This window comes from Bacillus sp. LSHTCR4 (assembly GCF_057197025.1).
The window spans coordinates 1014277-1040668 of the sequence record NZ_JBXUNO010000002.1 but is presented as its reverse complement, the minus strand read 5'-3'; the positions used below and the strand labels follow the sequence as shown (position 1 = coordinate 1040668).

22 protein-coding genes and 1 riboswitch are annotated in these 26392 nt (G+C 36.6%); all 22 genes read right to left on the bottom strand.

Annotated elements, in window-relative coordinates; translation table 11 throughout:
- Window positions 1–93: 93 nt before the first annotated feature.
- The 22 genes from rny to asd all read right to left on the bottom strand — a co-directional run bounded on the left by rny (window position 94) and on the right by asd (window position 26314).
- On the bottom strand, window positions 94–1656 hold the full coding sequence (gene rny, locus AC2CGR_RS19175) for a ribonuclease Y (RefSeq protein ID WP_000204911.1): 1563 nt from the start codon (window positions 1654–1656) through the stop codon (window positions 94–96).
- Window positions 1657–2137: 481 nt separating this feature from the next.
- A complete protein-coding gene (recA, locus tag AC2CGR_RS19170; protein ID WP_001976711.1) occupies window positions 2138–3169 on the bottom strand; it encodes a recombinase RecA in 1032 nt (343 codons plus the stop codon).
- 144 nt (window positions 3170–3313) lie between these two features.
- Window positions 3314–4552: a competence/damage-inducible protein CinA gene (cinA, locus tag AC2CGR_RS19165; RefSeq protein ID WP_484481058.1), complete on the bottom strand. Its 1239-nt coding sequence runs from the start codon at window positions 4550–4552 to the stop codon at window positions 3314–3316.
- 20 nt (window positions 4553–4572) lie between these two features.
- Window positions 4573–5151: a CDP-diacylglycerol--glycerol-3-phosphate 3-phosphatidyltransferase gene (pgsA, locus tag AC2CGR_RS19160; RefSeq protein ID WP_001052965.1), complete on the bottom strand. Its 579-nt coding sequence runs from the start codon at window positions 5149–5151 to the stop codon at window positions 4573–4575.
- A 63-nt stretch (window positions 5152–5214) separates the two neighbouring features.
- Window positions 5215–6126 (bottom strand): helix-turn-helix domain-containing protein, encoded by a 912-nt coding sequence (locus AC2CGR_RS19155; protein ID WP_270185580.1) that lies wholly within the window; start codon window positions 6124–6126, stop codon window positions 5215–5217.
- Window positions 6127–6147: 21 nt separating this feature from the next.
- Window positions 6148–6933: a DUF3388 domain-containing protein gene (locus AC2CGR_RS19150; protein ID WP_000574107.1), complete on the bottom strand. Its 786-nt coding sequence runs from the start codon at window positions 6931–6933 to the stop codon at window positions 6148–6150.
- 139 nt (window positions 6934–7072) lie between these two features.
- On the bottom strand, window positions 7073–7321 hold the full coding sequence (locus tag AC2CGR_RS19145; protein ID WP_029439572.1) for a DUF3243 domain-containing protein: 249 nt from the start codon (window positions 7319–7321) through the stop codon (window positions 7073–7075).
- A 75-nt stretch (window positions 7322–7396) separates the two neighbouring features.
- On the bottom strand, window positions 7397–8110 hold the full coding sequence (gene ymfI / locus AC2CGR_RS19140; protein ID WP_087966375.1) for an elongation factor P 5-aminopentanone reductase: 714 nt from the start codon (window positions 8108–8110) through the stop codon (window positions 7397–7399).
- Between the two features lie 103 nt (window positions 8111–8213).
- The gene (gene yfmH / locus AC2CGR_RS19135; RefSeq protein ID WP_484481057.1) at window positions 8214–9500 is read right to left on the bottom strand and encodes an EF-P 5-aminopentanol modification-associated protein YfmH; all 1287 of its coding nucleotides are present in this window, start codon (window positions 9498–9500) and stop codon (window positions 8214–8216) included.
- Complete coding sequence (yfmF, locus tag AC2CGR_RS19130) at window positions 9501–10775, bottom strand: EF-P 5-aminopentanol modification-associated protein YfmF (protein ID WP_000772412.1); 1275 nt, start codon at window positions 10773–10775, stop codon at window positions 9501–9503.
- Window positions 10776–10973: 198 nt separating this feature from the next.
- Window positions 10974–11933 carry an ABC transporter permease gene (locus AC2CGR_RS19125; RefSeq protein WP_000008843.1) on the bottom strand — a complete coding sequence of 320 codons (960 nt, stop codon included), beginning with the start codon at window positions 11931–11933 and terminating at the stop codon, window positions 10974–10976.
- The gene (locus AC2CGR_RS19120) at window positions 11934–12992 is read right to left on the bottom strand and encodes an ABC transporter permease (protein WP_029439576.1); all 1059 of its coding nucleotides are present in this window, start codon (window positions 12990–12992) and stop codon (window positions 11934–11936) included.
- A complete protein-coding gene (locus AC2CGR_RS19115; protein WP_029439577.1) occupies window positions 12985–14517 on the bottom strand; it encodes an ABC transporter ATP-binding protein in 1533 nt (510 codons plus the stop codon). Before AC2CGR_RS19115 ends, AC2CGR_RS19120 begins: the two co-directional genes overlap by 8 nt.
- Window positions 14518–14625: 108 nt before the next feature.
- Window positions 14626–15693, bottom strand: a complete 1068-nt coding sequence (locus AC2CGR_RS19110) for a BMP family lipoprotein (protein ID WP_029439578.1) — start codon at window positions 15691–15693, stop codon at window positions 14626–14628.
- Between the two features lie 90 nt (window positions 15694–15783).
- Complete coding sequence (locus AC2CGR_RS19105) at window positions 15784–16509, bottom strand: GntR family transcriptional regulator (RefSeq protein ID WP_000114176.1); 726 nt, start codon at window positions 16507–16509, stop codon at window positions 15784–15786.
- 232 nt (window positions 16510–16741) lie between these two features.
- Window positions 16742–16843: riboswitch (purine riboswitch) on the bottom strand.
- A gap of 203 nt (window positions 16844–17046) precedes the next feature.
- Window positions 17047–19428 (bottom strand): DNA translocase FtsK, encoded by a 2382-nt coding sequence (locus tag AC2CGR_RS19100; protein WP_131100626.1) that lies wholly within the window; start codon window positions 19426–19428, stop codon window positions 17047–17049.
- A gap of 212 nt (window positions 19429–19640) precedes the next feature.
- Window positions 19641–19844 carry a YlzJ-like family protein gene (locus AC2CGR_RS19095; RefSeq protein ID WP_131100628.1) on the bottom strand — a complete coding sequence of 68 codons (204 nt, stop codon included), beginning with the start codon at window positions 19842–19844 and terminating at the stop codon, window positions 19641–19643.
- Entirely contained in the window at window positions 19841–20590 is a 750-nt protein-coding gene (gene tepA / locus AC2CGR_RS19090) for a translocation-enhancing protein TepA (protein ID WP_000139811.1), read from the bottom strand. The genes AC2CGR_RS19095 and tepA overlap by 4 nt, the downstream gene beginning before the upstream one ends.
- 103 nt (window positions 20591–20693) lie before the next feature.
- Window positions 20694–22364, bottom strand: coding sequence for a ribonuclease J (locus AC2CGR_RS19085; RefSeq protein WP_000823084.1), 1671 nt, complete (start codon window positions 22362–22364; stop codon window positions 20694–20696).
- Window positions 22365–23121: 757 nt separating this feature from the next.
- Complete coding sequence (gene dapA / locus AC2CGR_RS19080) at window positions 23122–24000, bottom strand: 4-hydroxy-tetrahydrodipicolinate synthase (RefSeq protein ID WP_029439583.1); 879 nt, start codon at window positions 23998–24000, stop codon at window positions 23122–23124.
- A gap of 11 nt (window positions 24001–24011) precedes the next feature.
- Window positions 24012–25244 (bottom strand): aspartate kinase, encoded by a 1233-nt coding sequence (dapG, locus tag AC2CGR_RS19075; RefSeq protein ID WP_001978141.1) that lies wholly within the window; start codon window positions 25242–25244, stop codon window positions 24012–24014.
- A 23-nt stretch (window positions 25245–25267) separates the two neighbouring features.
- Window positions 25268–26314, bottom strand: coding sequence for an aspartate-semialdehyde dehydrogenase (gene asd / locus AC2CGR_RS19070; protein WP_000414855.1), 1047 nt, complete (start codon window positions 26312–26314; stop codon window positions 25268–25270).
- Window positions 26315–26392 lie beyond the last annotated feature (78 nt).

The following is a 26392-nucleotide window of genomic DNA, read 5'->3' as shown; positions in this document are numbered from 1 at the left end:
TATTATAAGTTTGTTTCACTTTTATGCTATATAACTAACTGTCTTTATTTTATCCAATTCCAACACAAAAAAATAAAGTGGTGTTTCACCACTTTATTTTGCGTATTCCACTGCACGTGTTTCACGAATAACAGTTACTTTAATATGTCCTGGGTAATCCAGTTCATTTTCAATACGTTTTCGGATATCACGAGCTAGACGATGAGCTTCTAAATCATCAATTGTATCTGGTTTTACCAAAATACGAACTTCACGTCCTGCTTGAATTGCAAATGATTTTTCAACGCCTTCATAAGACTCTGAAATCTCTTCTAACTTTTCAAGACGACGAATATAGTTTTCAAGTGTTTCACTACGAGCTCCCGGTCTTGCAGCTGATAAAGCATCTGCTGCTGCAACTAAAACTGCAATGATAGAAGTTGGTTCTGTGTCACCATGGTGAGATGCGATACTGTTTATAACTACAGGATGCTCTTTATATTTCGTTGCGAGTTCAACACCAATTTCAACGTGGCTACCCTCTACTTCATGGTCAATCGCTTTCCCGATATCATGTAATAGACCAGCACGTCTTGCTAGTTTTTCATCCTCGCCAAGCTCTGCCGCCATAAGTCCAGTTAAATATGCAACTTCCATAGAGTGTTTTAAGACGTTTTGACCATAACTTGTACGGTATTTTAAACGACCTAAAATTTTAATTAAATCTGGGTGTAATCCGTGAACACCCACTTCAAACGTTGTTTGCTCTCCGACTTCGCGAATATACTCGTCCACTTCACGTCTTGATTTTTCGACCATCTCTTCAATACGCGCTGGGTGAATACGTCCGTCCTGTACTAGTTTATCAAGAGCAATACGAGCTGTTTCACGACGAATTGGGTCGAATCCAGAAAGGATTACCGCCTCTGGTGTATCATCGATAATTAAATCAATACCCGTTAACGTTTCTAACGTACGAATATTACGACCTTCACGTCCGATAATACGTCCCTTCATTTCGTCATTTGGAAGATTTACAACCGAAACGGTTGTTTCAGCAACATGATCAGCTGCACATCTTTGCATCGCAAGAGATAAAATCTCTTTTGCTTTCTTATCCGCTTCTTCTTTCGCGCGAACTTCACTTTCTTTTACCATAACAGCGATTTCATGAGAAACTTCACTTTCTACTTTACCAAGAATAATTGCTTTCGCTTGTTCGCGTGTTAGATTGGAAATGCGCTCTAATTCTGTTTGTTGCTTTTGAACTAACTCTCCCACTTTGCTTTCCAACTCTTCAATCTGTTGTTGTCTCGCTACAAGAGATTCCTCTTTCTTCTCTAACTGCTGCTCGCGTTTATCGAGCGTTTCGTCTTTACGATCAAGGTTCTCTTCTTTTTGCATTAAACGATTTTCTTGTTTTTGTAATTCGCTTCTACGGTCACGAATTTCTAATTCAGCTTCTGTACGAAGTGTATGAATTTCATCCTTTGCTTCTAAAAGCGCTTCTTTCTTAAGTGCTTCAGCATCACGATTCGCTTCGTCTAAAATACGTCTCGCTTCATTAGCCGCACCATTAATCTTCGCTTCAGCAATAGACTTTCGAACAAAAAAGCCAACAACTGCACCGACTGTTGCAAGCAAAATGGAGATGAGTATCCAAACTGTACTCGTCATGATTTCACCTCCCCTTGCTATGAATGAAAAAAGACTGTCGGCATGTACATTGAATTACAACATACAGCAAAGACCGTCGTCCCGCTTTTTTAAGGGACTTTCTTCATTTCACAATTAAAATGTCATATTATTATTTCGGTAAGATTTAAACCTTACTCCGAATATTACTTCTCTTCTTGAGAAGAGTATATCGTATATAAGAAAAAATATACATTCTCATTGTATCTATCGTAATTTTCATTGTCAAGCGTTGTCTACTTTTACTTTCTTTACCTTCAGCCCTAATTTATATATGAATTTAAAAAGCAGACAGCATATTATCCTGGAAAACCTTAGTAAATTCCAGTTTATTCATGTGAAACGCGTATATATCCCTCTTTATACATAATCTTTTAGCTAAATTAAATATTTTATCTCCAACGATATAGAACGCTTTCATAACGATACAAAAATAAAAGACACGAAGCCGTGTCTTTTATTTTTAATCAAGAAGACTTGGATCTTCCATACCTTCAGCACCTGAATCTTCGCTAATTCCGTGATGCTCACGAATAAAGAAGGCAATTTCTTCTCTTAAATCCGTATTTTCTTTTAAGAACTGCTTCGAATTTTCACGACCTTGTCCTAAGCGTTCTTCATTATAAGAGTACCAAGCACCGCTCTTTTGAACGATATCAAGTTCAGAAGCCATATCCAAGATTTCACCTTCTCTTGAAATACCTTCTCCGTACATAATATCAACTTCCGCAACACGGAATGGTGGTGCCACTTTATTTTTAACTACTTTTACTTTTGTTTTATTACCAACAATGTCGTTACCTTGTTTTAATTGCTCCGCACGACGCACTTCAAGACGAACAGTTGAATAGAATTTCAACGCACGACCACCTGGAGTTGTTTCTGGGTTTCCGAACATAACCCCAACTTTTTCACGAATTTGGTTAATAAAGATTGCGATTGTTTTTGATTTATTGATTGCACCTGAAAGTTTACGAAGTGCTTGAGACATTAAACGAGCTTGTAAACCTACGTGTGAGTCACCCATGTCTCCTTCAATCTCAGCTTTCGGTACAAGAGCTGCTACAGAGTCAATTACGATAATATCAACCGCACCACTTCGTACAAGTGCTTCTGCGATTTCTAAACCTTGCTCCCCTGTATCAGGTTGTGATAATAGTAATTCATCGATGTTAACACCTAATTTTTGTGCATATACAGGATCCATTGCATGCTCTGCATCGATGAATGCTGCTTGTCCACCTTGACGCTGTACCTCTGCAATTGCATGTAATGAAACTGTTGTTTTACCTGAACTCTCAGGTCCATAAATTTCGATAATACGGCCGCGTGGGTATCCGCCTACCCCTAATGCCACATCAAGTGCTAAAGAACCACTAGAAACTGTAGAAACTCTACGCTCCGCTTGTTCTCCTAATTTCATAATTGAACCTTTACCGAATTGCTTCTCTATTTGTTTTAACGCCATATCTAATGCCGCTTGACGATCACTCATTCAAAATTCCTCCTTAACTGAATTGCTAATCTTATTATACCTATTTTCAATTCAATTTGCCAACAAAAATCGAACATTTATTCGATTTTTTTATTTTCCATTAAATAAAACTGCATTTAACCATTAAAAAAAGCTAAAAGAGACTTATATCTCTTCTAGCTTTTTATACAAATGATAAAACCCATATTTTGCTGAGCGTTCCCTAATTTGTTGACGACTTCCGCTTAAGTTTAGAGGAAAGACTACAGTTGGTTCATCTTTAATCGCCAATCCAACAAATACTGTTCCCGGCTCTTTATGTTCTGAAGCATCTGGTCCTGCTACCCCAGTGAAACTAATTCCGATATCTGCTTTTAATAATCCTCTAACATTTTCAGCAAGATAGCGAGCACATTCTTTACTAACTGCACCGTCAGTAGACAACACTTCCTCAGGTACATGTAAAACATGTTGCTTCACATCATTATGATAACAAATGACACCGCCTTTAAATACGGAAGACACACCAGCACTTTCTGTTACTTGATTACCGAAGAGACCACCTGTTAAGCTTTCTGCACATGCTAAAGTTAATGCTTTTTTCTTCAATAACTCTATCGCCTTATAGTGCAGAAACTCTTGGTCATACCCGTAGAAAAATTCTCCTACTCTTTCTAAAATCAAATCTTCCATATGCTGAATGAGTTTCTCTGCTTCATGAGCATTTTGATGTTTTGCAGTTAAACGTAATGTCACTTCTCCATCATTCGCAAGCGGGGCAATTGTTGGGTTCGTTTGTCTATCAATTAAATCTTGAACTTTCACCTCTAATTGAGATTCCCCAATTCCGAAGAAGCGAAGCACGCGAGAATAAATGTTTTCTCCTGTTGTAAAGTTACGTAAAAAAGGCTCTACATAACTTACATACATTGGCTTTATTTCTTTCGGTGGTCCTGGTAATAAGATATAAACTTTTCCGTTCTTATTTAACCCCATACCAGGTGCCATACCGTGATCATTTGCAAATACAGTTGCTCCATTCAAAACGAGTGCCTGCTTCTTATTATTTTCAGTGAACTCACGACCTGTACGTTTAAAATAATCGCTTATTAATGCTAATGCATTTTCGTCATATACAAGCTCTTCCCCTAAGCTAGACGCAATTGTTTCCTTCGTCAAATCATCTTTTGTCGGGCCTAATCCACCTGTAAAAATAAGCATGTCCGCACGTTCTTCTGCAACTTCAATCGCCTGCTGTAATCGTTTGTTATTATCTCCAACTACAGTATGGTAGTACACATTAATACCAATTGAAGCTAACTTTTCAGATAAAAACTGGGCGTTTGTATTTGCAATTTGTCCAAGCAATAATTCCGTTCCAACCGCAATAATTTCAGCATTCATCCCAATTCCCCCATAAACTTCTATTTTGAGTTTACAAAAGCAGCTCTATTTTTCCAGAAATAATCCCATCCTGAGATAACAGTAAAAATTAATGCAATCCATATAAAGATATCAGCAACTGGAATATGGATTAAATTTAAAGGTACATCGTGTAATAAGTATGCCGCAATCGCGATAATTTGTGTCCATGTCTTAATTTTCCCTAGCTGATTTGCCGCAACTACTTCCCCTGTTCCAGCAAGTACAAGACGTAAACCAGTTACCGCAAACTCACGGCTTATAATAACAATAACGATCCAAGCAGGTACATATTGCATCTCAACTAACGTGATAAGTGCCGCTGAAACAAGTAATTTATCCGCTAACGGGTCAAGGAACTTCCCTAAATTCGTTACAAGATTATACTTTCTTGCGTAATGTCCATCAATCCAATCTGTAGCCGAAGCAACAATAAAGATAAGCGCTCCTACTAAATGTTGAATTGGTAAATCAACATCACCAATTGTGTATGAACCCCAATCAAAGGGTGCTAACATAATTACCATAAAAATTGGAATTAAGCAGATTCTAGATATTGTAATTTTATTTGGTAAATTCACAGCTATTCCTCCATCATATCAAAAACATTTGTTCATTGAAAAAAGTCATCGAAGCGATGACTGTTATTGTGCAGGTTGCTCTACCCCTTGGTTTTTTATCACCAATCTTTGGTGAAGTTCTTTTTCTGGATCCAATGGGTAAGCAACTACTTGGCCATTCAGTTTAACTTCAACATTCGTTGCATTTCCAATATTAAGTCGCACTTCTTTTGCTGTTGATAAATCTCGTTTTTCTGTTTGACCATCTTGTACTGTAGTGTTTAAAATTTCGTTACCCGCATCATCTTTAACATCTACATAACTCGCACCTTTACCCGATATTTCCAGTTCTAATGTTTTATTATTATGAATTTCCAAAGTAGATACTTTACCAGTTGTCCCAACCACTTTTACTTCTTGTTGTCCAGTTGGCTGTGCTGGTTGTTCTTCTTTCTTTGGCTCTTCTTTTTTCGGTTCTTCTTTTTTCGGCTCTTCCGCTTTCACTTCATCTTTCTTTGTATCTAACGGCGAGTTTTCCGCTTTTTTAACTTCAATTTTCTCACTTTGAGCATTCGGAACTTTCTCATCACTTTTTCCAGTTAACGCTTGGAAAACAAACCAAATTACCACTCCAACTGCGATTACTAACAGCGCAACTAAGATTTTTGGCATATGATCTGCAATTGGCCATGATGATGATTTTTGCATTGTTTCTTGTGTTTTTTGTCCAGTTGAAACTTGCGGAACGTCGCGTTTTTCAGATTGTGGTATCGTACTCTGATATTCTACAAGCAGTTCCTCTCCATTTAATCCAACCGCATCTGCGTATTGTTTAATGAATGCACGCGCATAAAAAGCCCCTGGCAATACATCATAATTGCCTTCCTCAATCGCTACTAAATGGCGTTTTTGAATTTTTGTAATCTCATGCAGCTGATCAATAGACAAGCCTTTCGTTCCTCTTGCTTCTTTCAGCTTTTGTCCTAATTCTGTCACTACTAACACCTCAATATTTCTTTAAAAGTCAAACATAGAGAAATTATTTTGCGTACCTTGCTCAATTTCATCTACTAAATTATATTGAATTTCTTCATCATAATCGTTACGCAACTCGATAATATAATCAAAATCATCCAAAGTGTATTCTGACTGACTCACAAATACGTCAGGATGTTCCACAACTTTTGTTGCAGGCAATCTCATAATTTCACGAACAAGCTGCCAATGCCTTTCGTTAGCACGCTTTGTTGACACGATTCCATCTAAGATGAAAATATTGTCGTCGCTATACTCATCTTCAATCAATTGACTACGAACAGTTTGCTTAATAAGAGTAGATGATACAAATAACCATCTTTTATTTGCACAAACACTTGCGGCAACAATGGATTCTGTTTTTCCAACACGAGGCATTCCTCGTATACCAATTAGTTTATGACCTTCTTTTTTCATTATTTCAGCCATAAAGTCTACAAGTAATCCTAATTCATCACGCACAAAACGAAATGTTTTCTTATCATCTGCATCTCGTTGTATGTACCTACCATGTCTAACCGCTAGCTTATCTCTTAGCTTTGGCGGACGATATTTCGTTACCGTTATGTTATCCATCGTATTTAAAATTGATTCAAGTCTAGAGATTTGCTCTTGATTATCACACATAAGGAGTAATCCACGTCGTGCATTATCTACACCATTAATTGTGACAATATTAATGCCGAGCATACCGATTAACGAAGAAACGTCACCAAGCAAGCCAGGTCGGTTTTTATGTATTTCATATTCAAAATACCATTCAATCATCCAAGATCACTCCCCTTGCTTACTTTACACCTACGTACTATATTATATGATTTCACCTTAATAGGGAAGCTAAATGTATAATCTATCCCGCGTTATTATTATACAAAAAAAATAGAGAGGAGAATCTCCTCTCTATTTTTTACTTATGTTGTACAAACTTTACCATTAAGTTTGCGATTGTATGTTGCTCTTGTTCGTCAGCAACTTTCCAAAGCTCAGACAATAATTTCTCTTGATCGTTGCGCGCTTCTACTTCATTTGCTAAATAATCACCAACACGAAATGCCATATCTGATACAGCACCACTATTAAGCCCTTTTCCTTCTGCTTGTTCTAAACGTTCTCCTAAAAAGCTCTTCCACTGATCAAAATTATCTAACACTGACATGTTTAAGCACCTCACTACTTAGTAATAGAATCATGCTTAATTTGTACAGTTTTTCATTTTTTATGTAAGAAATTTTTAGCAATGCCAACCGCCATTTACTCCGATAATTTGTCCCGTTATGTAAGATGCACCTGGCGATATGAGAAATGACACTGTTTTCGCTACTTCTTCCGGTAGCCCTAACCTGCCTAACGGAATCTCTTCCGCAATTTCATTCTTATCCTCTTCTGAAAATACGTTTAACATTTCCGTTTCAATTGCACCTGGCGCCACCGCGTTTACTCTTAATCCACTTAATGAAACTTCTTTTGCTAAAGCTTTCACATATGAATTTTGTGCACCTTTTACCATCGAGTAAAGCACTTCACATGATGCGCCAATTTGTCCCCATATAGACGAAACAAGTACAATATTACCGCTTCTCCGTTGAATCATAGATGGGAGTGCCATTGATAATAGTTTATAGATACTCTTCACTTGAAGTTCTACCATGTAATTCAATTCATCGTTCGTTACATCTGTTACGAGTCCAAAAATACTCTTCCCAGCTGCATACACGATAACATCAAGAGGATGTTCAATTTGGTTCCACAATTGCTCTGCTCCATCAGTAGAAGCTAAATTCGCTTGAACAGGAATCACTTCACTCCATTCTTTCTGCAACTCATTCACTTTCTCTTCACTGTTATTATAATGAATATATACTGTATATCCATCTTGAATTAATTGTTTTGAAATAGCAGAGCCAATTCCTCCGCTTCCTCCAGTTACTAATGCATACTTTTTCATACAATTCCTCTCTTATCTCAACAAAATCTTTTTTCTACAAATAAATAATACCCTCATCTTACAATTTATCAATGATAAGATGAAGGTATTATTATAAAATCTTTTATTTTTTTGGTAAAACTTGACAAACACTCATTTTTTCTTCTGATAATAGTAATTTGGCTACTTCTTGTAAATCTTGAACAGTTAAACTTTCTAATACAGTCAATGCATCAAACAGACTCGACTCATTAAACGCATATCGTGTAAATTGATTTGCAATATATTCCGGTGAATTCAAGGAACGTAAAAAGCCACCTATTTTCTTTTTCTTTACCCGTTCTAATGCCGCCTCATTTAATTGATCATAATTTGTGTTTAATAAAATACCTTTCAAACGCTCTTCCAGCTCATCAGGTTGCTTCGTATCGCCACCAACCATTGCAAAACCGAAGTTATTCTCTTCCGTATAATCATACGAGAACGAATCGTCAATGAGTCCTTCATTATATAAAGATTCGTAATGAACGGAACTTTTCCCAAATAAATAATCTAAAAGCAACGTAAGCGCAATTTCTTGTTTTAAAAGGGCCTCCCCTTTTTCTTTTAAGTTTGTCGCTTTAATACCAACTAAACATTTCGGTGTTTGTACAGGCATTGAAATAATTTTCTTCTTTTCATTTACCTCATCTGGTTCTTCTTCGAATGAACGTACTATTTCTGATTGGTTTTTATAATCTTTTTTCGCTTGATTTTCACGTATCAAATCCATCGTTTTCTCTGGATCAATTGCACCTACAACAAACATCAACATATTGCTTGGATGATAAAATGTTTCATAACATTCATATAGTAGGTCTTTCGTAATTTTACTAATAGACTCGATTGTACCTGCAATATCAATTTTAATCGGGTGCTTTACAAACAAGCTATCAATTAATCCAAAATATAAGCGCCAATCTGGATTATCTTGATACATTTGAATTTCTTGCCCAATAATACCCTTCTCTTTTTCAACTGTTTTTTCAGAGAAGTAAGGCTCTTGTACGAAGTTTAACAATGTATTTAAATTTCGTTCTACATTTGATGTACATGAAAAAAGGTAAGCTGTTCTTGTGAAAGATGTGAAAGCATTTGCCGATGCACCTTGTTTACTAAACAACTGGAAAGCGTCGTGATCTTCTTTTTCAAATAGTTTATGCTCAAGAAAATGAGCAATCCCATCAGGCACACGAATCATTTCTTCTTTACCTAGTGGTACGAATGTATTATCCACAGAACCATATTTTGTCGTAAACGTTGCAAATGTTTTATTAAATCCTTGCTTCGGTAAAATATATACATCTAATCCATTAGGAAGTTTTTCATAATAGAGCGTCTCTTTCAATTGCTCATAAACAATTTTCTCCATTTATTCTCCCTCCGTTCCGTGTAAAAAGTAAATTGTATCTAGTTCAATATTTTTAGCAACTTTTACAATCTCTTCTTTCGTCACACTTTCAATGCCTGTAAGCCATTCTTCAACCGGACGCGTACGGTCTGAAATAATACCATGATACAGCATTTCCACAAATCCGCGTGGTGTATCAATTGCTTCTAATATTTGATTTTGAATGACACTTTTCGTTTGATGCATCTCTTCTTCAGAAAAATCACCATTTTGCATTGCAAGCATTTGCTCTTTAATAATCTCAACCGCTTTTTCATAATTTTTCGCTTCGATCCCTGACATGACAAATAATAAGCCTTTATGACTTTCAAAGCGAGATGCTGCATAGTACGCTAAACTATTTTTTTCACGAACATTAACGAATAACTTCGAATGAGAAAATCCCCCAAACAATCCATTGAACAATTGCAGCGCAAAATAATCTTCGTCTTTATACGTAATAAATGTACGATAACCGATGTGTAATTTACTTTGTTTTAATTCTTGTTTTTCCACAACTTCTTTTTCTTCATTATTCCTCTTATGAAGAAGTACATTTCTTTCCCTCACAGGGCGTGCTGAAATAGAAAAATACTTACTTACAAGATCAACTGCGTTTTCTGAAATATCACCAATAATATATAGATCCATTTCATCTTCAGCTAACACTTTTTGATAATATTGATACAAACTTTCATTTGTAATAGAAGAAACACTCTCTTTTTTCCCATTTGCGCTTAAACGATACGGTTCTACTTTGCACATTTCTTCAATTAAACGCTCGTTTGCATAACGCATTTTATCATCATAAGTCGCTTCAATTCGTTGCAAGAGCGCTCTCTTTTCACTTTCTACAATAGAAGGCAAGAAACCATCTCCCTCTGTTGCTGGATGTAAAACGATATCCGATAACATAGAAAGCGCTTTTTCAAATAACGGTGGTGCATCATGTAAATATACTTCATTTGCAATGTCTACATAAATAGAGATGATATGGTCTTCTCCTTTTTTACTTACATCTACTGCCAAAGAAGATCCGTATAATTCTTCTAAATATTGACGAAGACGAATTACAGAAGGAAGCTTTTCTGTCGCACTTTGCAATACGTATGGCAATAGGGCACGCTCTGTCACCGTCTCCTCATTTAAAGGTGCTTTAAAACGAAATACAAATGTATTTGTTTTATATTTATCAGTTGGAATAATATGTACTCGTAAACCACCTAACTCATGTAACTGTTGTTCCATCAGTTTCATTTATAGCCCTCCTTTACGTATATAGGAATATTCCTCTTCAATATACAGTTTTTAGAAATGAAAAATCAACTTTTCTTCCTCACTATACTTACATTAGGCCCTTTCTAAAAACGGTAATATGTAAGGAACATAGTAAAATTCCGTATTAAATATAGTCTATGTAAAAAAGCCCGCACTAATGTGCGAGCTTTTTTATACTTATCGTTTTCCTTTTTCATAAGGAGTTCCTAATGCTTTCGGAGCTTCAGAACGACCTACAAAACCAACAAGTGCTAATATTGTAAATACATACGGTAATATCGTTAAGAATACACTTGGAATTTCTTTTAGTACCGGAATTGTACCACCTGTTATTCCTAGTGATTGAGCAAATCCGAAGAACAGAGCCGCTCCAAGAGCACCGAGTGGATTCCATTTACCGAAAATCATAGCTGCTAATGCTAAGAAACCTTGTCCAGTAATTGTAGCACCTGAGAAGTTACCAGAAATCGACATAGCGAAGACCGCTCCACCTACTCCTGCAAACATTCCAGATATAGCTACTGCAATATAACGCATTTTATATACATTAATACCCATTGTATCTGCTGCCATTGGATGTTCTCCAACCGCACGAAGACGAAGGCCAAACGGCGTTTTATAAATGACATACCAAACGACAAACGCTAAAATAATAGCAATATACGATGTTAACGGTACATTTGAGAAAAAGATTTTTCCGATTACCGGAATATCCGAAAGACCCGGAACATCGATTTTTTCAATACGGTATTGAATGAAATCAGTTTGCCCTTTACCAAAGATTTTCTTAATCGCAAATACTGTTAAACCAAGAGCTAAGAAGTTAATCGCTACCCCACTCACTACTTGATCTGCACGGAATGTAATAGATGCTACTGCGTGAAGAAGTGCAAATAAGCCACTCCCAATCGCTGCAAATAATAGCGCAATCCAAGGAGTCATCGATCCCCACGTATCCCCCATTAATAACGTTGTAACAATACCAATAAATGCACCAAATAACATTAAACCTTCTAACGCTATATTTACAACTCCAGAACGTTCACTGAACACTCCACCTAACGCCGTAAAAATAAGTGGCGCTGCCGTATATAACGTACCCGTCACAAGAATGGCTAAAATATCTAAAAAGCTCATTTATTTTCCCTCCTTGCTCATGCGTGTAAGTGCCCAGCGTAAAACATAACTGCACGCAACAAAGAAAATAATACATGCAATAATAACGTTAATTAACTCAGAAGGTACATCTGCTTCAAAATTCATTTGTGGTGCTGCACTTTTCAAACCACCAAACAGTAAAGCAGCTAATAATATACCAAATGGATTATTTCCTCCTAGAAGCGCTACCGCAATCCCATCAAATCCAATACCAGTAAACGACGACATCGCCGTCATACTTTGGAATGTTCCTAAACCTTCCATAGCTCCACCAATTCCAGCAAAAGCACCAGCAATTGTCATTGATAATACAACATTACGCGATACTTTCATCCCTGCATATTGAGAGGCATTTTGGTTAAAACCAACCGATTTTAATTCATACCCTAACGTTGTTCTATCTAATAAGAACCACATTACAATGGCAATGATAATAGCTACCACAATTCCCCAGTGCAAACGAGATCCATCTGTCAATGAAGATAACCAATCAGAAGCTAACGAAGCACTTGCTTGTACATCATAAGATTTCTCATTACCTTCATGAATAAAGCGTTTAATAAGGTCATACGTAACATAAAGTGCAATGTAGTTCATCATAATTGTAACAATTACTTCATTTACTTTAAGCTTTCCTTTTAAATATCCAGGTATAAAACCCCATAAACCGCCGGCGATTGCTGCCACTAATATAGATAACGGAATATGCAAAATTGCTGGTAACGACACTGCATATCCAAACCAAACAGCAGCAAGCCACCCAACTAATAACTGTCCTTCCACCCCAATATTGAAAAGACCTGTACGAAATGCGAATGCTACTGAAAGACCAGCTAGCACAAGCGGAATCATCGTACGCAACGTCTCACCGATGGCTTGTGGATTTCCAACCATACCTTCCCAAAGTGCGGCATATCCAACAATTGGATCATATCCACTAACTAACATTACAATGGCACCAACAAGTAAACCGAAAACTACGGATAACACAGGTACTAAAATATTAATTGTTCGTTCTGTTAAAAATTTTTTAGCCATTTGTGTTCACCTTCTCTTTCCCTGTCCCACCGGCCATTAATAATCCAAGCTGTTGTTCATTCGTTTCTTTCGCATCAACAATTGCTACGATTTTCCCTTCATATATAACAGCAACTCGATCACTTACATTTAAAATTTCATCTAGCTCTAAAGATAAAAGCAATACTGCCTTTCCATTATCTCTCTGCTCGATTAATTTTTTATGAATAAATTCAATCGCACCTACATCTAAACCACGTGTTGGCTGCGCTGCAATTAATAAATCTGGATTACGATCTACTTCACGTGCAATAATGGCCTTTTGCTGGTTCCCACCAGATAGAGCACGAGCTAACGTTTGTTCACTAGGTGTACGTACATCAAACTGTTCAATAAGCGCTTTTGCTTTTTCTGTAATTTTACTAAAATTTAAAATCCCTTTCTTTGAAAATGGATTTTTATAGTATGTTTGTAAAACAATATTGTCCCGAACAGAAAAATCAAGAACAAGTCCGTGTTTATGACGATCTTCAGGAATATGACCAATCCCCTCTTCTGTTATTCTTCGAACAGGCCAATTCGTTATTTCTTTTCCTTTAATTGCAATAGAACCTGACTCAACTTTTCGTAAACCAGTAATCGCCTCTATTAATTCACTTTGACCATTTCCATCAATCCCTGCAATCCCAACGATTTCTCCTGCACGAACAGTTAAGTCAAGGCCTTTTACAGCAGGTAACTTGCGCGTATCATGAACAATTAGGTTTGCAATAGATAGTACTTCTTCCATTGGTTTAGCTTCTATTTTTTCTGTTTTAAAATTCACTTGACGTCCGACCATTAACTCTGCAAGTTTATGCTCATCCGTTTCCGCTACATCAACAGTACCAATCCCCTTACCTTTACGAATAATTGTACAACGATCGCAAACTTCCATAATTTCTTTCAACTTATGTGTAATAAGAATAATAGATTTCCCTTCTTGTACAAGCTTTTTCATAATTTGAATCAACTCATGAATTTCTTGAGGAGTTAACACCGCGGTTGGCTCATCAAATATTAAAATCTCAGCACCACGATAAAGAGTCTTTAATATTTCAACCCTTTGCTGCATCCCAACAGAAATATCTTCAATTTTCGCATGTGGATCAACAGCTAAACCGTACTGTTCAGATAATTGCTTAATTTCTTTTGCAGCATCTTCAACAGCAATTTTCCCGTTTTTCTTCGGCTCATTCCCAAGAATAATATTCTCTGTAACTGTAAAATTATGAACAAGCATAAAATGCTGATGGACCATCCCAATACCAAGGTCATTTGCTATATTCGGATTTGTAATTTTTACAGGTTTTCCTTGAATCTTAATTTCTCCCTGTTCTGGTTGATACAAACCAAACAGCACATTCATCAGCGTTGATTTCCCTGCACCATTTTCTCCAAGTAAAGCATGTATTTCTCCCTGTTTTACTTGCAGCGTAATATCGTCATTCGCTACAATGCCTGGGAATACTTTTGTAATATTGTTCATTTCAATTACGTATTCCATTTTGTTCCTCCTTTTAGCAGGGAACACTCCCTAATTACACTCTATTAAAAGTATTTTTATATATGCAAAGGTTAGTTCTACGAACTAACCTTTGCTATTTCTCTATTATTATTTCTTTAGAGAAGCTTCATATGTTTTATATTCTTCATCAGTTGCAGGTACTTTAATTTCACCGTCAGTGATTTTCTTCTCAAGCTCTTCTACTTTTGTTAAGATTTCTGGATTTACTTTTTTCACATTGTCAGTAGTTTTCGCAATACCAACACCATCATCTTTTAATCCGAACTCTTCTACTTTACCGCCTTTTAACTTACCATCTTTCGCTTCTTGTGCTACTTTTGCTACTGCAATATCAACACGTTTTACCATAGAAGTTAAAGTTACGTTTTCAGGCATACCTTCTTGATTTTGGTCACGGTCAACACCGATTACCCAAACATTTTCACCTTTTTTCTTACGGTTTTTCGCTTCTGTAAATACACCGTTACCAGTTGCACCTGAAGCATGATAAATTACGTCAACTCCACCACCGTACATTGCTGAAGCTAATACAGATCCTTTTTCTGGTTTATCAAATGCATCAGCATATTGTGATACGATTTCGATATTTGGATTTACTGCTTTTGCACCAGCTTTAAAACCTGATTCAAATTTTGTAATTAACGGGCTTTTTACACCACCAACAAACCCAACTTTATTTGATTTGGTCGTCATTGCTGCTACAGCACCAACTAGGAATGAACCTTCATGGTCTTTAAATGTAATACTTGTTACGTTTGGCTTCTTTACAACTGTATCTACAATCGCAAATTGTTCTTTTGGATACTGATCAGCTACTTTTTCGATTGATTTTTCCATTAAGTAACCAATACCAAATGTTGTGTTATAATGATCTTTCGCAAATTTCGTTAAATTCGGGATATAGTCCGCATCTTTACTTGATTGAAGATAACGATATCCTTCATTTTTCTTTAAGTCATTGTCTTTACCGAACTTCGTTAAACCTTCCCAAGCTGATTGGTTAAATGATTTGTCATCAACGCCCCCAACATCTGTAACCATACCAACTTTAAACTCTTTTTTGTCGCTACTCGCTTTATCTGAGTTACCACATGCACCTAAAACCGCACTTGCTGCTAATGTTAATGATAATAAAAGACCTGTTTTTTTCTTCATACTAGAAACCCCTCCTGAAATGATTTGTCTATTTTTTTATACGCTGCTGTCCCTAACTTCTTGCTGTCACCTCCCTAAAAAGGAACTCACCTACATACGTTTTCTTAGTACGTGGAAGCTAAACTTATCAGCTCTAAAGTAATTGATAGAATATAAGATTGGCTCATCATTTTGATCATAGTGCATTTGTTTTAACACTAGCAGTGCCGTTTCCGGTTCACATTCTAAAATCGGTGAGATTTTCGGATGATAGCCAATTGGCTCAATATGAGCAACTGCGTATGTGATACGTTTGTGCGTATTGTTATGTATCACTGTAAGCAATGATTCTTCGTTGTATCCCGATAAATCTGGCAAGATTTCTTTTGCAAGTTTATCGATACAATATACAACAGGTTCCCCATCTGCTGTACGCACACGCTCAATCATCACTGCATTAAAACCATCTTCACTATTAAACTTCTCTTTTTCTTCTTCTGTTAAACTTGTTGTAGATGATGATAAAAAGATAGTTCCTGGTGTTTTCCCCACACTAGAAATCATATCTGTAATACTAGAAAGTTGTTCAATCCCAGAAGAAAATAACGGCTTTGCATTTACAAATGTTCCTACACCATGTCTACGGATGACAACATTTTCTTCTTCTAAAATACGCAGCGCTTCCCTTAAAGTCGCTCTACTTACGCCAAGTTCTTTCGCTAAATCAAACTCTGATGGTAACTTTTGTCTTTCTTTGTAAGCCCCATCTTTAATTTTTTCTTTGATGTGATCAATCACCCGTAAATATAGGTGACGACTATCGGATTTTACTGACATAAGACTCCCCCGCATTTCAATTATTCGACCTCTGATGTAAGACTTCTTTTCTCTTTTTTCAACTTACAACATAATAAAAATTGCTAAATACTAAAATAGGCATAATTGTCGAATAAATATTAATAATTTTTTAAGATAAAATTTTCACTCTTTACTGCATAAAAAAAACTTTGCACCATAAACATTCCTCATAGCGAGAAAAAGTTCGGCACAAAGATCTCTTACATCCTTTGTTACACACTTTTCCCCTCATAGTCTAGCAATTCATGGTTGCCAGGTAGAAACTTATGGACCTTATCTCCAAGATTATATGAGGCAGTGATTCTTTTCGAAGTAATCTTACCACTTGCTCCCATACGTGTCAACAAAATTTAACATTTTTCTACATGAAATATCGAACATTCACAAACAACCACACCAAAGTATTCGTATTCTAAAGAACCGCCTTAAATGTAAGCCCTTTCTTTATTGCTGAATATAGTATATAACAAAACCAGCATATAAAAAAGCCTAATTGTAAAAACAATTAGGCTTTTTTTATGAACTTTTTTCTTGTACATCATTAATGAGCACTTCTCGTGGTTTACTACCTTCATACGGACCTACTACACCATTCATTTCCATTGCATCAATTAAACGGGCAGCACGCGTATAACCAACTCTAAACCTACGTTGCAGCATAGAAACAGATGCTGTTTGCATTTCCACTACGAGCTGAACTGCTTCATCATATAATTCATCTTCTACTTCCTGCTTCGTATCAGGAACATCTTGCGGGATCATATCTTCTTGATATTGCGCTTTTTGCTGACCAATAACATATTCTACAACTCTCTCAACTTCATCATCTGATAAAAACGCACCTTGTACACGTACAGGCTTCGATGCACCAATTGGTATAAATAGCATATCTCCACGACCTAGCAGTTTCTCTGCACCACCGCCGTCAAGAATTGTACGAGAATCTGTTTGAGAAGATACAGCGAATGCAATACGTGATGGAATATTCGCTTTAATAACTCCCGTAATGACATCAACTGATGGACGTTGCGTTGCAATAATTAAATGAATACCGGCAGCACGAGCCATTTGCGCTAGACGCATAATTGCATCCTCTACATCCGATGAAGCAACCATCATTAAATCTGCTAACTCGTCCACAATTACTACAATATACGGTAATTCCGGTTGTTTCGCTTCGGATTGACTATTATGTTCTTTTATATGGTCATTATATCCTTCAATATTACGCGTGCCACTATGAGCAAATAACTCATAACGGCGTTCCATTTCACTCACAACTTTTTTCAATGCTTGCGATGCTTTTTTCGGATCCGTTACAACTGGTGTTAACAAATGAGGCACACCGTTATATACATTTAACTCTACCATTTTCGGATCAATCATCATTAATTTTACTTCATGTGGTTTTGCACGCATTAAAATACTAACAATAATACCGTTAATGCATACACTTTTCCCGCTACCTGTCGCACCTGCCACTAGTAAATGGGGCATTTTATTTAAACGGGCTAATACAGCTTCACCTGTAATATCTCGTCCAAGACCAATTAACAACTTCTCTTCTGGATGATTGTTAGCTTTAGAATCAAGAACCTCTCTAAGCGTTACCATAGAGACTTCTGAATTCGGCACTTCAATTCCTACAGCTGATTTCCCGGGAATAGGTGCTTCAATACGAATGTCTTTCGCAGCTAACGCAAGTGCTAAATCATCACTTAAACCGACGATTTTGCTTACCTTTACTCCCATATCAGGATACACTTCATATTTTGTAACTGCAGGACCTCTATGTACTTTTGTTACTTTCGCTTTTACTCCAAAACTTTGGAAAGTACGTTCTAATTTACGAGCATTCTCATAAATTTCCGCATTTTCATTTGTAACTTGCTTATTCTTTGGAAATTTCAATATATCAAGTGCGGGAAGCTTGTAATCTTTATTTTCTACATTTGAAAATTGCATAGGAGGTGCTTGTGTTTCCCCCTCTAGCGATTCAACGATTTTTTCTCCACGCTTTTTCTTCGGCTCTTCAACTGGTGGAGCCTCTTCAATAAACGGTGAAGTGATTAACTCTTCTTGCTCTACTTCAATTCGTTTATCCTCTTCTTCATTTACTGGATAATTCTCAGTGAAATTCGAAATAATGGGAGGATCAATTGAGATTTCTTCCATCGGCTCAATAATTTCTTCTTGTTCCGCAGCACGTTTGCTCCTTGTGCTTCTCGTTGTTTTTTTCTTTTCTGTTTGTTCAGCCGCTCTTTTGGATTTCCAATCTTTATAATCCCCTTGCATTACTTCAAATTGACTTCTAAGGATTCTTCCTACAGGGGCAAGTACTTCCCCAATATGCTTATTTGTTATACAAAGTATGCCGAGAATTACTAAAATAATTCCAATAATATAGGCTCCTACTTCATCAAATAAGAAGTAACATGTCGCGAACATAAGCGCACCAAACATACCACCACCTAAATGAACGCTATCTGGACCCTTTTTCATTTCAAGAAAGAAGTTATCTTTCGTACTCACAATAACAGAAGTATTTTGCACTGCTCCATCTTTCGTAAGAAGGTTAAATAATGTAATATGACTAAACATTAATATCGCCAATACTATTAAATAAAAACCGATTAACCGTTTATTTAAAAGGTTCGGCCATCCACGTTTGATAACAAACGAAACCGATAAAGCTATTACACCTAACACACCAATTATGTACCACTCACCAAAGAAGAAGCGAAAAAATAACACAAACGATTTCCCTACAACGCCTAGCTGTAAAATCGTAATGATTGAAAGTGCAAAAAGAGTTAAACCGACGATTTCATAATACAAAGTTGGCTTTATCGTGCGTCTTGCTTTTGCCTTCGTCCCTCTTTGCTTTTGTTTTGCCATTTCTTCACCTCGTGTTCTACATGTAAATAGAGCTTCCTGAAAAAAGCTCTACTTATATGTCTGTTTTCTCTATTTTTTCAGGTCTTATATCTTCTATTTTTACACTTCTTGTAAATTGTTAAATAAACAGAAGAAAGCAGCCCTCTCATGGCTGCTCAACCGTCTTGTTTTTTATATTATACCATAGCTTCTAAACAAAATCCTTCTTTTTGCTAAAAGGTTATTTTCTGACCAGGCTCAAACTCTAAGTAGTGAAACGGATCTGTACTTAGCACACGTACAATAGAATAATACCCATTTTCTTCTTCAGAAACCATTAACTCAACACCGTTTATATTTACAACTTTTTGGGTTTCACATTGCGAATAATCGGCTGGATAGATAAGTTGCTCTGGCATAATTGTATATAAAATCATTGTAACATTGTCCCTTCTGCATGATCATCCCCGCGTGCATCGATTAATTCGTTCAATTTTCGAATCGCATTTCCAATACCACCGACATCATCTATAAGACCGTACTTCACTGCATCTCCACCAATTACATTCGTCCCAATATCTCGCGTCAAATTTCCTTTCGCAAACATAAGCTCTTTAAAACGATCTTCCGTTACTTTCGAATGTTTCGTCACAAATCGTATGACTCTTTCTTGCATTTTATCTAAATACTCAAATGTTTGCGGCACACCTATAACAAGACCCGTTAGACGAATAGGATGAATTGTCATCGTCGCAGTTTCCGCAATAAATGAATAATCCGTAGAGACCGCAATCGGTACACCAATAGAATGTCCCCCACCTAGAACAAGTGATACCGTTGGCTTTGAAAGCGAAGCTACCATCTCAGAAATTGCTAACCCTGCTTCAACGTCACCTCCAACTGTGTTTAATATTAAAAGTAAACCTTCAATTTTCGGATTTTGTTCTATCGCAACAATTTGCGGAATGATATGCTCATATTTTGTTGTTTTATTTTGCGGTGGCAACTGAACATGACCTTCCACCTGTCCAATGATTGTTAAACAATGAATACGTGATTCATTCATTTGTGGTACATTCGTTTGTCCAAGCTGTTGAATTTTTTCCACTATTGAAGCTTCTTTTCCGGTTTCTTTCGGTTCAGCCTCTTTCTCTTCATTTGTATAACGATCACGTTCTGTCATATCGCATCCCCTTTCACTCGTATATAACTAGTATTTCTTAAGTTATAAATTTCATTCGATAGAGTTAAAAAAGAAAAAAGATCACCCGTAAAGGTGATCTTTTTTATACTTCCATAATAATCGGTAAAATCATAGGTTTTCTCTTCGTCTCTTCGTACAAGAACTGCCCTAATAATTCACGAATATTTTGTTTTAACATAGACCATTCAATTGAATATTCTTTAATTGATTGCTCAACAATCATACGTACAATCTCTGTAGAGCGGTCAATTAACGCTTCTGATTCACGTACATACACAAAACCACGTGAAATGATTTCTGGACCAGATATAATTTTCTTTTCATCTTTACCCAGTGTTACAACAACTACTAATATTCCATCTTGAGATAACATTTTTCTATCTCGAAGAACGATATTACCAACGTCACCTACACCTAATCCATCAATTAACACATTACCCGCTTGCACTTTGCCAACTAAGTTTGCTTCATCGTCACCAAAAGCAATTACATCGCCTTTTTCTACGATAAAGATATTTTCTCTTGCAATACCTACATCTTCAGCTAAGTATGCATGTGCTTTTTGCATACGGAACTCACCATGTACGGGTACAAAATATTTCGGTTTCATTAAATTTAACATTAATTTTAATTCTTCTTGGCTACCGTGACCTGAAACGTGAACTTTTCTTTCACCGTAATAAACAACTTCAGCTCCCGCTCTAAATAACAAGTCAATAATTTTTGATACAGATATTTCATTACCCGGAATTGGAGAAGCCGCAATAATAACCGTATCACCTTTACGAATTGAAATTTGTTTATGAGCTTGCTTCGCCATTCTAGAAAGTGCTGCCATCGGTTCACCTTGGCTACCTGTCGTTAAAATAGCTACCTTTTTCTCTGGGAAATTGTCTACTTCTTGTAGTGAAATAACCATACCTTCTGGAACATCTAAATAACCAAGACGTCTTGCGATATCTACCACTTTCACCATACTACGTCCTACAACCGCTACTTTTCGTCCTGTTTCAGCAGCTGCATCAAATACTTGTTGAATACGATGTACATTCGATGCAAATGAAGCAACGATAATACGTCCTTCTGCGCCGTAGAACACTTTAGAAATTTCTACACCAACTTCTTTTTCAGAACCTGTATAGCCTGGACGCTCAGCATTTGTACTATCAGATAATAAGCATAGAACGCCTTCATTTCCGATTTGAGCCATTTTCCCAAGGTCTGCTCCACTATTTCCAATTGGAGTTTGATCAAATTTAAAGTCTCCCGTATATACGATAGCACCTTTTGATGTATGGAAACAAACACCAACAGAATCTGGAATACTATGTGTCGTTCCAAAGAATGACACCGTTGTAGTATTAAACTCTACTGTTGAATTTGAATCGATTGTTTTTAAGTCTACACGGCCTAACATACCCGCTTCGCCAAGTTTTTCTTGTATAAGTCCTACCGTTAATTTCGTTGCATACACTGGAATTGATAATTTACGAAGTACGTAAACAATGCCACCAATATGATCTTCATGACCGTGAGTAATAAATAAACCTTTTACTCGCTCTTGGTTTTCTACTAAATATGTAATATCAGGAATAACGATATCAATTCCAAACATTTCATCTCCCGGGAACATTAACCCTGCATCTACAATAAAGATTTCAGAATCAATTTCAACACAGTACATGTTTTTCCCGATTTCACCTACTCCACCAAGAGCAAATACTTTAACAGACTCATTCTCTTTTCTCTTCATGTTGTTGCCTGGTTTAAAAATCTTTCAAACACTGATTTCACTAAAATTGCAGAGACACCAGGGGAAACTCTACAACCACCATATATTCACCGTCCAAGACGAATGTCCTTACCGTTATGCGATATCATGTCCTTGTTTATTTTTTAAACCAGGTTTCACCTCTCTTTCATTATATAAATCAAATATCTTATTCGATATGATATGAAAATGTAATCAAATTATAATTTTTACCAATTTTGCTAAGCATACCCGTACTAAGCTACTTAGCCATATTATACCTGATACAAGAAATAGAACACAAGTTAAATCGTGCGAAAGAAAAAGTAAAAGAACGGAATTATAACGAAAGTATCAAATAGAGTTCCTATTTATTTACTCTGATTTTATACTACCTATTATTTTGAAGAAATAGCCATAAATACGCTAAATTCATTTCATAATATGGAGTTTCAAGACTTATTTTTCTAAAATTGAACAAAAACACTTACAAAATGGAGTTTTTTTATGAATTACATCATATTTGAGGAATTTTCTCTAAAAAACAAAACCGGTAGTTTATTACGTTTATACAAATGTTTATTCTATAATGACTATGATTTTTTAATTCCTTTAAAGGGGTACGATTATTTTCTTTTACATGTTGCAATATATAATAAAGAACCGGTTAATGATCTTGTAAGAACACATATAGGTAAGATAAGAAAAAGATTTTCATACAAATAAAAAATGACCTAGTTCTACACTAGGTCATTTTTTATTAACGAGGGATAGATTGTATAACAGATTGTAACGTGACTCTTTCTTCTTCTGTTAATGGAAGAAGTGGTAAACGTACAGAACCTACATCTAATCCAACCATTTGTAACGCTGTTTTTACTGGCGTTGGGCTTGGCGCCATAAATAATGAATCCGTTACTCTTACAAGTAATTGATGTAATTTTTGCGCCTTCTTAAACTCACCTGCTTGGAATGCTGCAATCATTTCTTGCATTTCATTTCCAATAACATGAGATGCTACAGAAACGATACCTTTCGCTCCAACTGCCATAGCTGGTAACGTTAAACCGTCATCACCGCTGTATACTGCAAAGTCGTCCGCTGTTTTTTCAATGATTTCTGTCATTGTTAACACATCGCCGCCTGCATCTTTAATCGCAACAATGTTTTCTATTTCTGATAAACGAACAACTGTATCAACGGAGATTTGTACAATAGATCGCCCTGGAACATTATATAGCATAACCGGAAGTGGCGTGCTTTCAGCAATTGCTTTAAAGTGCTGATACATTCCTTCTTGACTCGGTTTATTATAATACGGTGCTACTAGCATTACTGCATCAACACCAACCTCTGTTGCCTTTTTCGTTAAGTCAATAGAAGCATGCGTATTATTACTACCTGTTCCAGCGATTACGGGCACCCTTTTATCGACAACAGATACGACATGGCGATATAACGCTACTTTTTCTTCTGAAGTTAATGTAGGAGATTCTCCTGTCGTTCCTCCTACCACGATTGCTGTTGTACCGTTATCTATTAAATAATTTACCAATTTCGTTGTCTTTGCAAAATCGATATTGCCGTTTATATCAAACGGTGTTACCATCGCGGTTGCAATTGTCCCAAAATCTATCATGGTCTCACTCCTTATTGTTCCAGTTGCTTTTCTTTTGAAAGCTCAAACGCACTATGTAATGCATTTACAGCCTCCACTAAATCAGTTTCTTTTACAAGAACCCAAATTGTCGTATGGCTATCTGCCGATTGCAGAATTTGAATACCTTTTTCCGCTAAAGCTGTAACGATTTTCGCAGTAACCCCTGGGATGCCTGCCATTCCAGCTCCAACGATAGATACTTTCGCGCAATGTTCTGTCACAATTGGCTCATATCCAAGTTGTTTTAACACTTCAACAGCACGAGCTGATACATTATCGTTTACTGTGTAAGCTACACCAGTAGGAGAAATGTTAATTAAATCAACACTAATGCCTTCGTTTGCCATTTCTTTAAATACATGTTGCTGTATATCGTATGCCGTTTCTTTTGCAAGCACTTTAATTTGCGTTACGTTTGATACGTGGGCAATACCTGTAACCGGACGTTCTTCTACATCCTGCCCTTTCGTAGCACCATCGTATGCTGCAATAAGCGTACCCTCACTATCCGAATACGTAGAACGTACACGAAGCGGCACTTTTGCATGCATCGCAATTTCAACCGCACGTGGATGAACGACTTTTGCACCTTGGTAAGCCATGTTACAAATTTCGTTATACGTTACAGTTTGAAGATGACGTGCATCTTTTACGATACGAGGATCCGCAGTCATCACACCTTCTACATCTGTGAAGATATCGATATATTCAGCATGAAGCGCAACACCTAAAGCTGAAGCTGAAGTATCACTACCTCCGCGTCCAAGTGTTGTCGTATCACCTTTTTTCGTTTGCCCTTGGAATCCTGTCACAACGATTACATCTACGTCTTCCAACTCTTCGTGTATACGATCACAATTCATTTCAATAATCTTCGCATTCGTAAAATCATCATTTGTTATAAAACCAGCTTGTGCACCATTTAATGCTGCTGCTTTTATACCGTTCTCATTTAACATATTAGAGAAAACGATTGCTGAGATTAATTCTCCGCATGATAATAATAAATCTTGCTCACGATTAGAAATATGAGATTCCTCTTGATTTACAAGACTTAACAACGTATCCGTTGCATATGGTTCACCTTTACGGCCCATAGCAGATACGACAGTAACTACTTTATAACCCGCATCTAGCGATTTTTTTATATGATGAAGCGCATGCTTACGTCCATTTTCATCACGTACAGATGTGCCACCAAATTTTTGAACAATAATTTTCATATTTTGCACCTTCTCTTAGCCGTTTACACTAATTGTAATTTTACTAAGCGCTCTGCAATTTGAACAGAATTCCATGCAGCGCCTTTTAATAAGTTATCAGATACGACCCAAAGATGGAATCCTTTATCGTTATTTAAATCTTTACGGATTCTTCCAACGAATACTTCGTTTTTACCTACTGCAGTAGCTGGCATTGGATATAGCTGCTCTTCTGGGTTATCTTGCAGAACGATACCTTCCGCATTTGCAAGTAAGTTCTTTAATTCCTCTACTGTTACGCCTTCTTTTTCTACTTCAATGTAAACAGACTCAGAGTGACCTGATACAACTGGTAAACGTACACATGTTGCCGCTACTTCTAATTCAGGCATATGCATAATTTTTTTCGTTTCATTAATCATTTTCATTTCTTCAAACGTAAATCCATTATCTTGGAACTTATCAATCTGTGGAATTGCGTTGAAAGCGATTTGGAAATGTTTCTTATCACCTGATACAGGTAAAACATTCGCCTTCACTTCTTCGCCATTTAAGATTGCTTGTGATTGTTCATGAAGTTCTTCAATCGCTGCCGCACCAGCACCTGATACAGCTTGATATGTGGAAACGATTACTCGTTTTAAACCATATTGCTGACGAACTGGCTCAAGAGCTACTACCATTTGAATTGTAGAACAGTTTGGATTTGCAATAATACCATTATGTTCTTTTAAGTCGTTTTCATTTACTTCAGGTACAACAAGTGGCACGTTTTCTGTCATACGGAATGCACTTGTATTATCAACAACAATCGCACCGCGCTTTGCTGCTTCTGGCGCTAATTGTTTTGATACAGATCCACCAGCACTAAATAGTGCGATATCTACTCCTTCAAAACTTTCAGGAGTTGCCTCTTGAACTGTAAATTCTTCGCCTTTAAATACAAGTTTCTTACCTGCAGATCGTTTAGATGAAAGTAACGTTAACTTCCCGATTGGAAATTCTCGTTTCTCTAAAGTATTTAACATTTGTTCACCAACTGCGCCGGTTGCTCCAACTACAGCGACATGAAAAGTTTTTTGCTTTTCCATCACTATGCCCCTTTCTAGATACCAATCCTTCTATAACTTAGAATCAGAAGGAGTATACAATACCCCTTCTAATCTTAA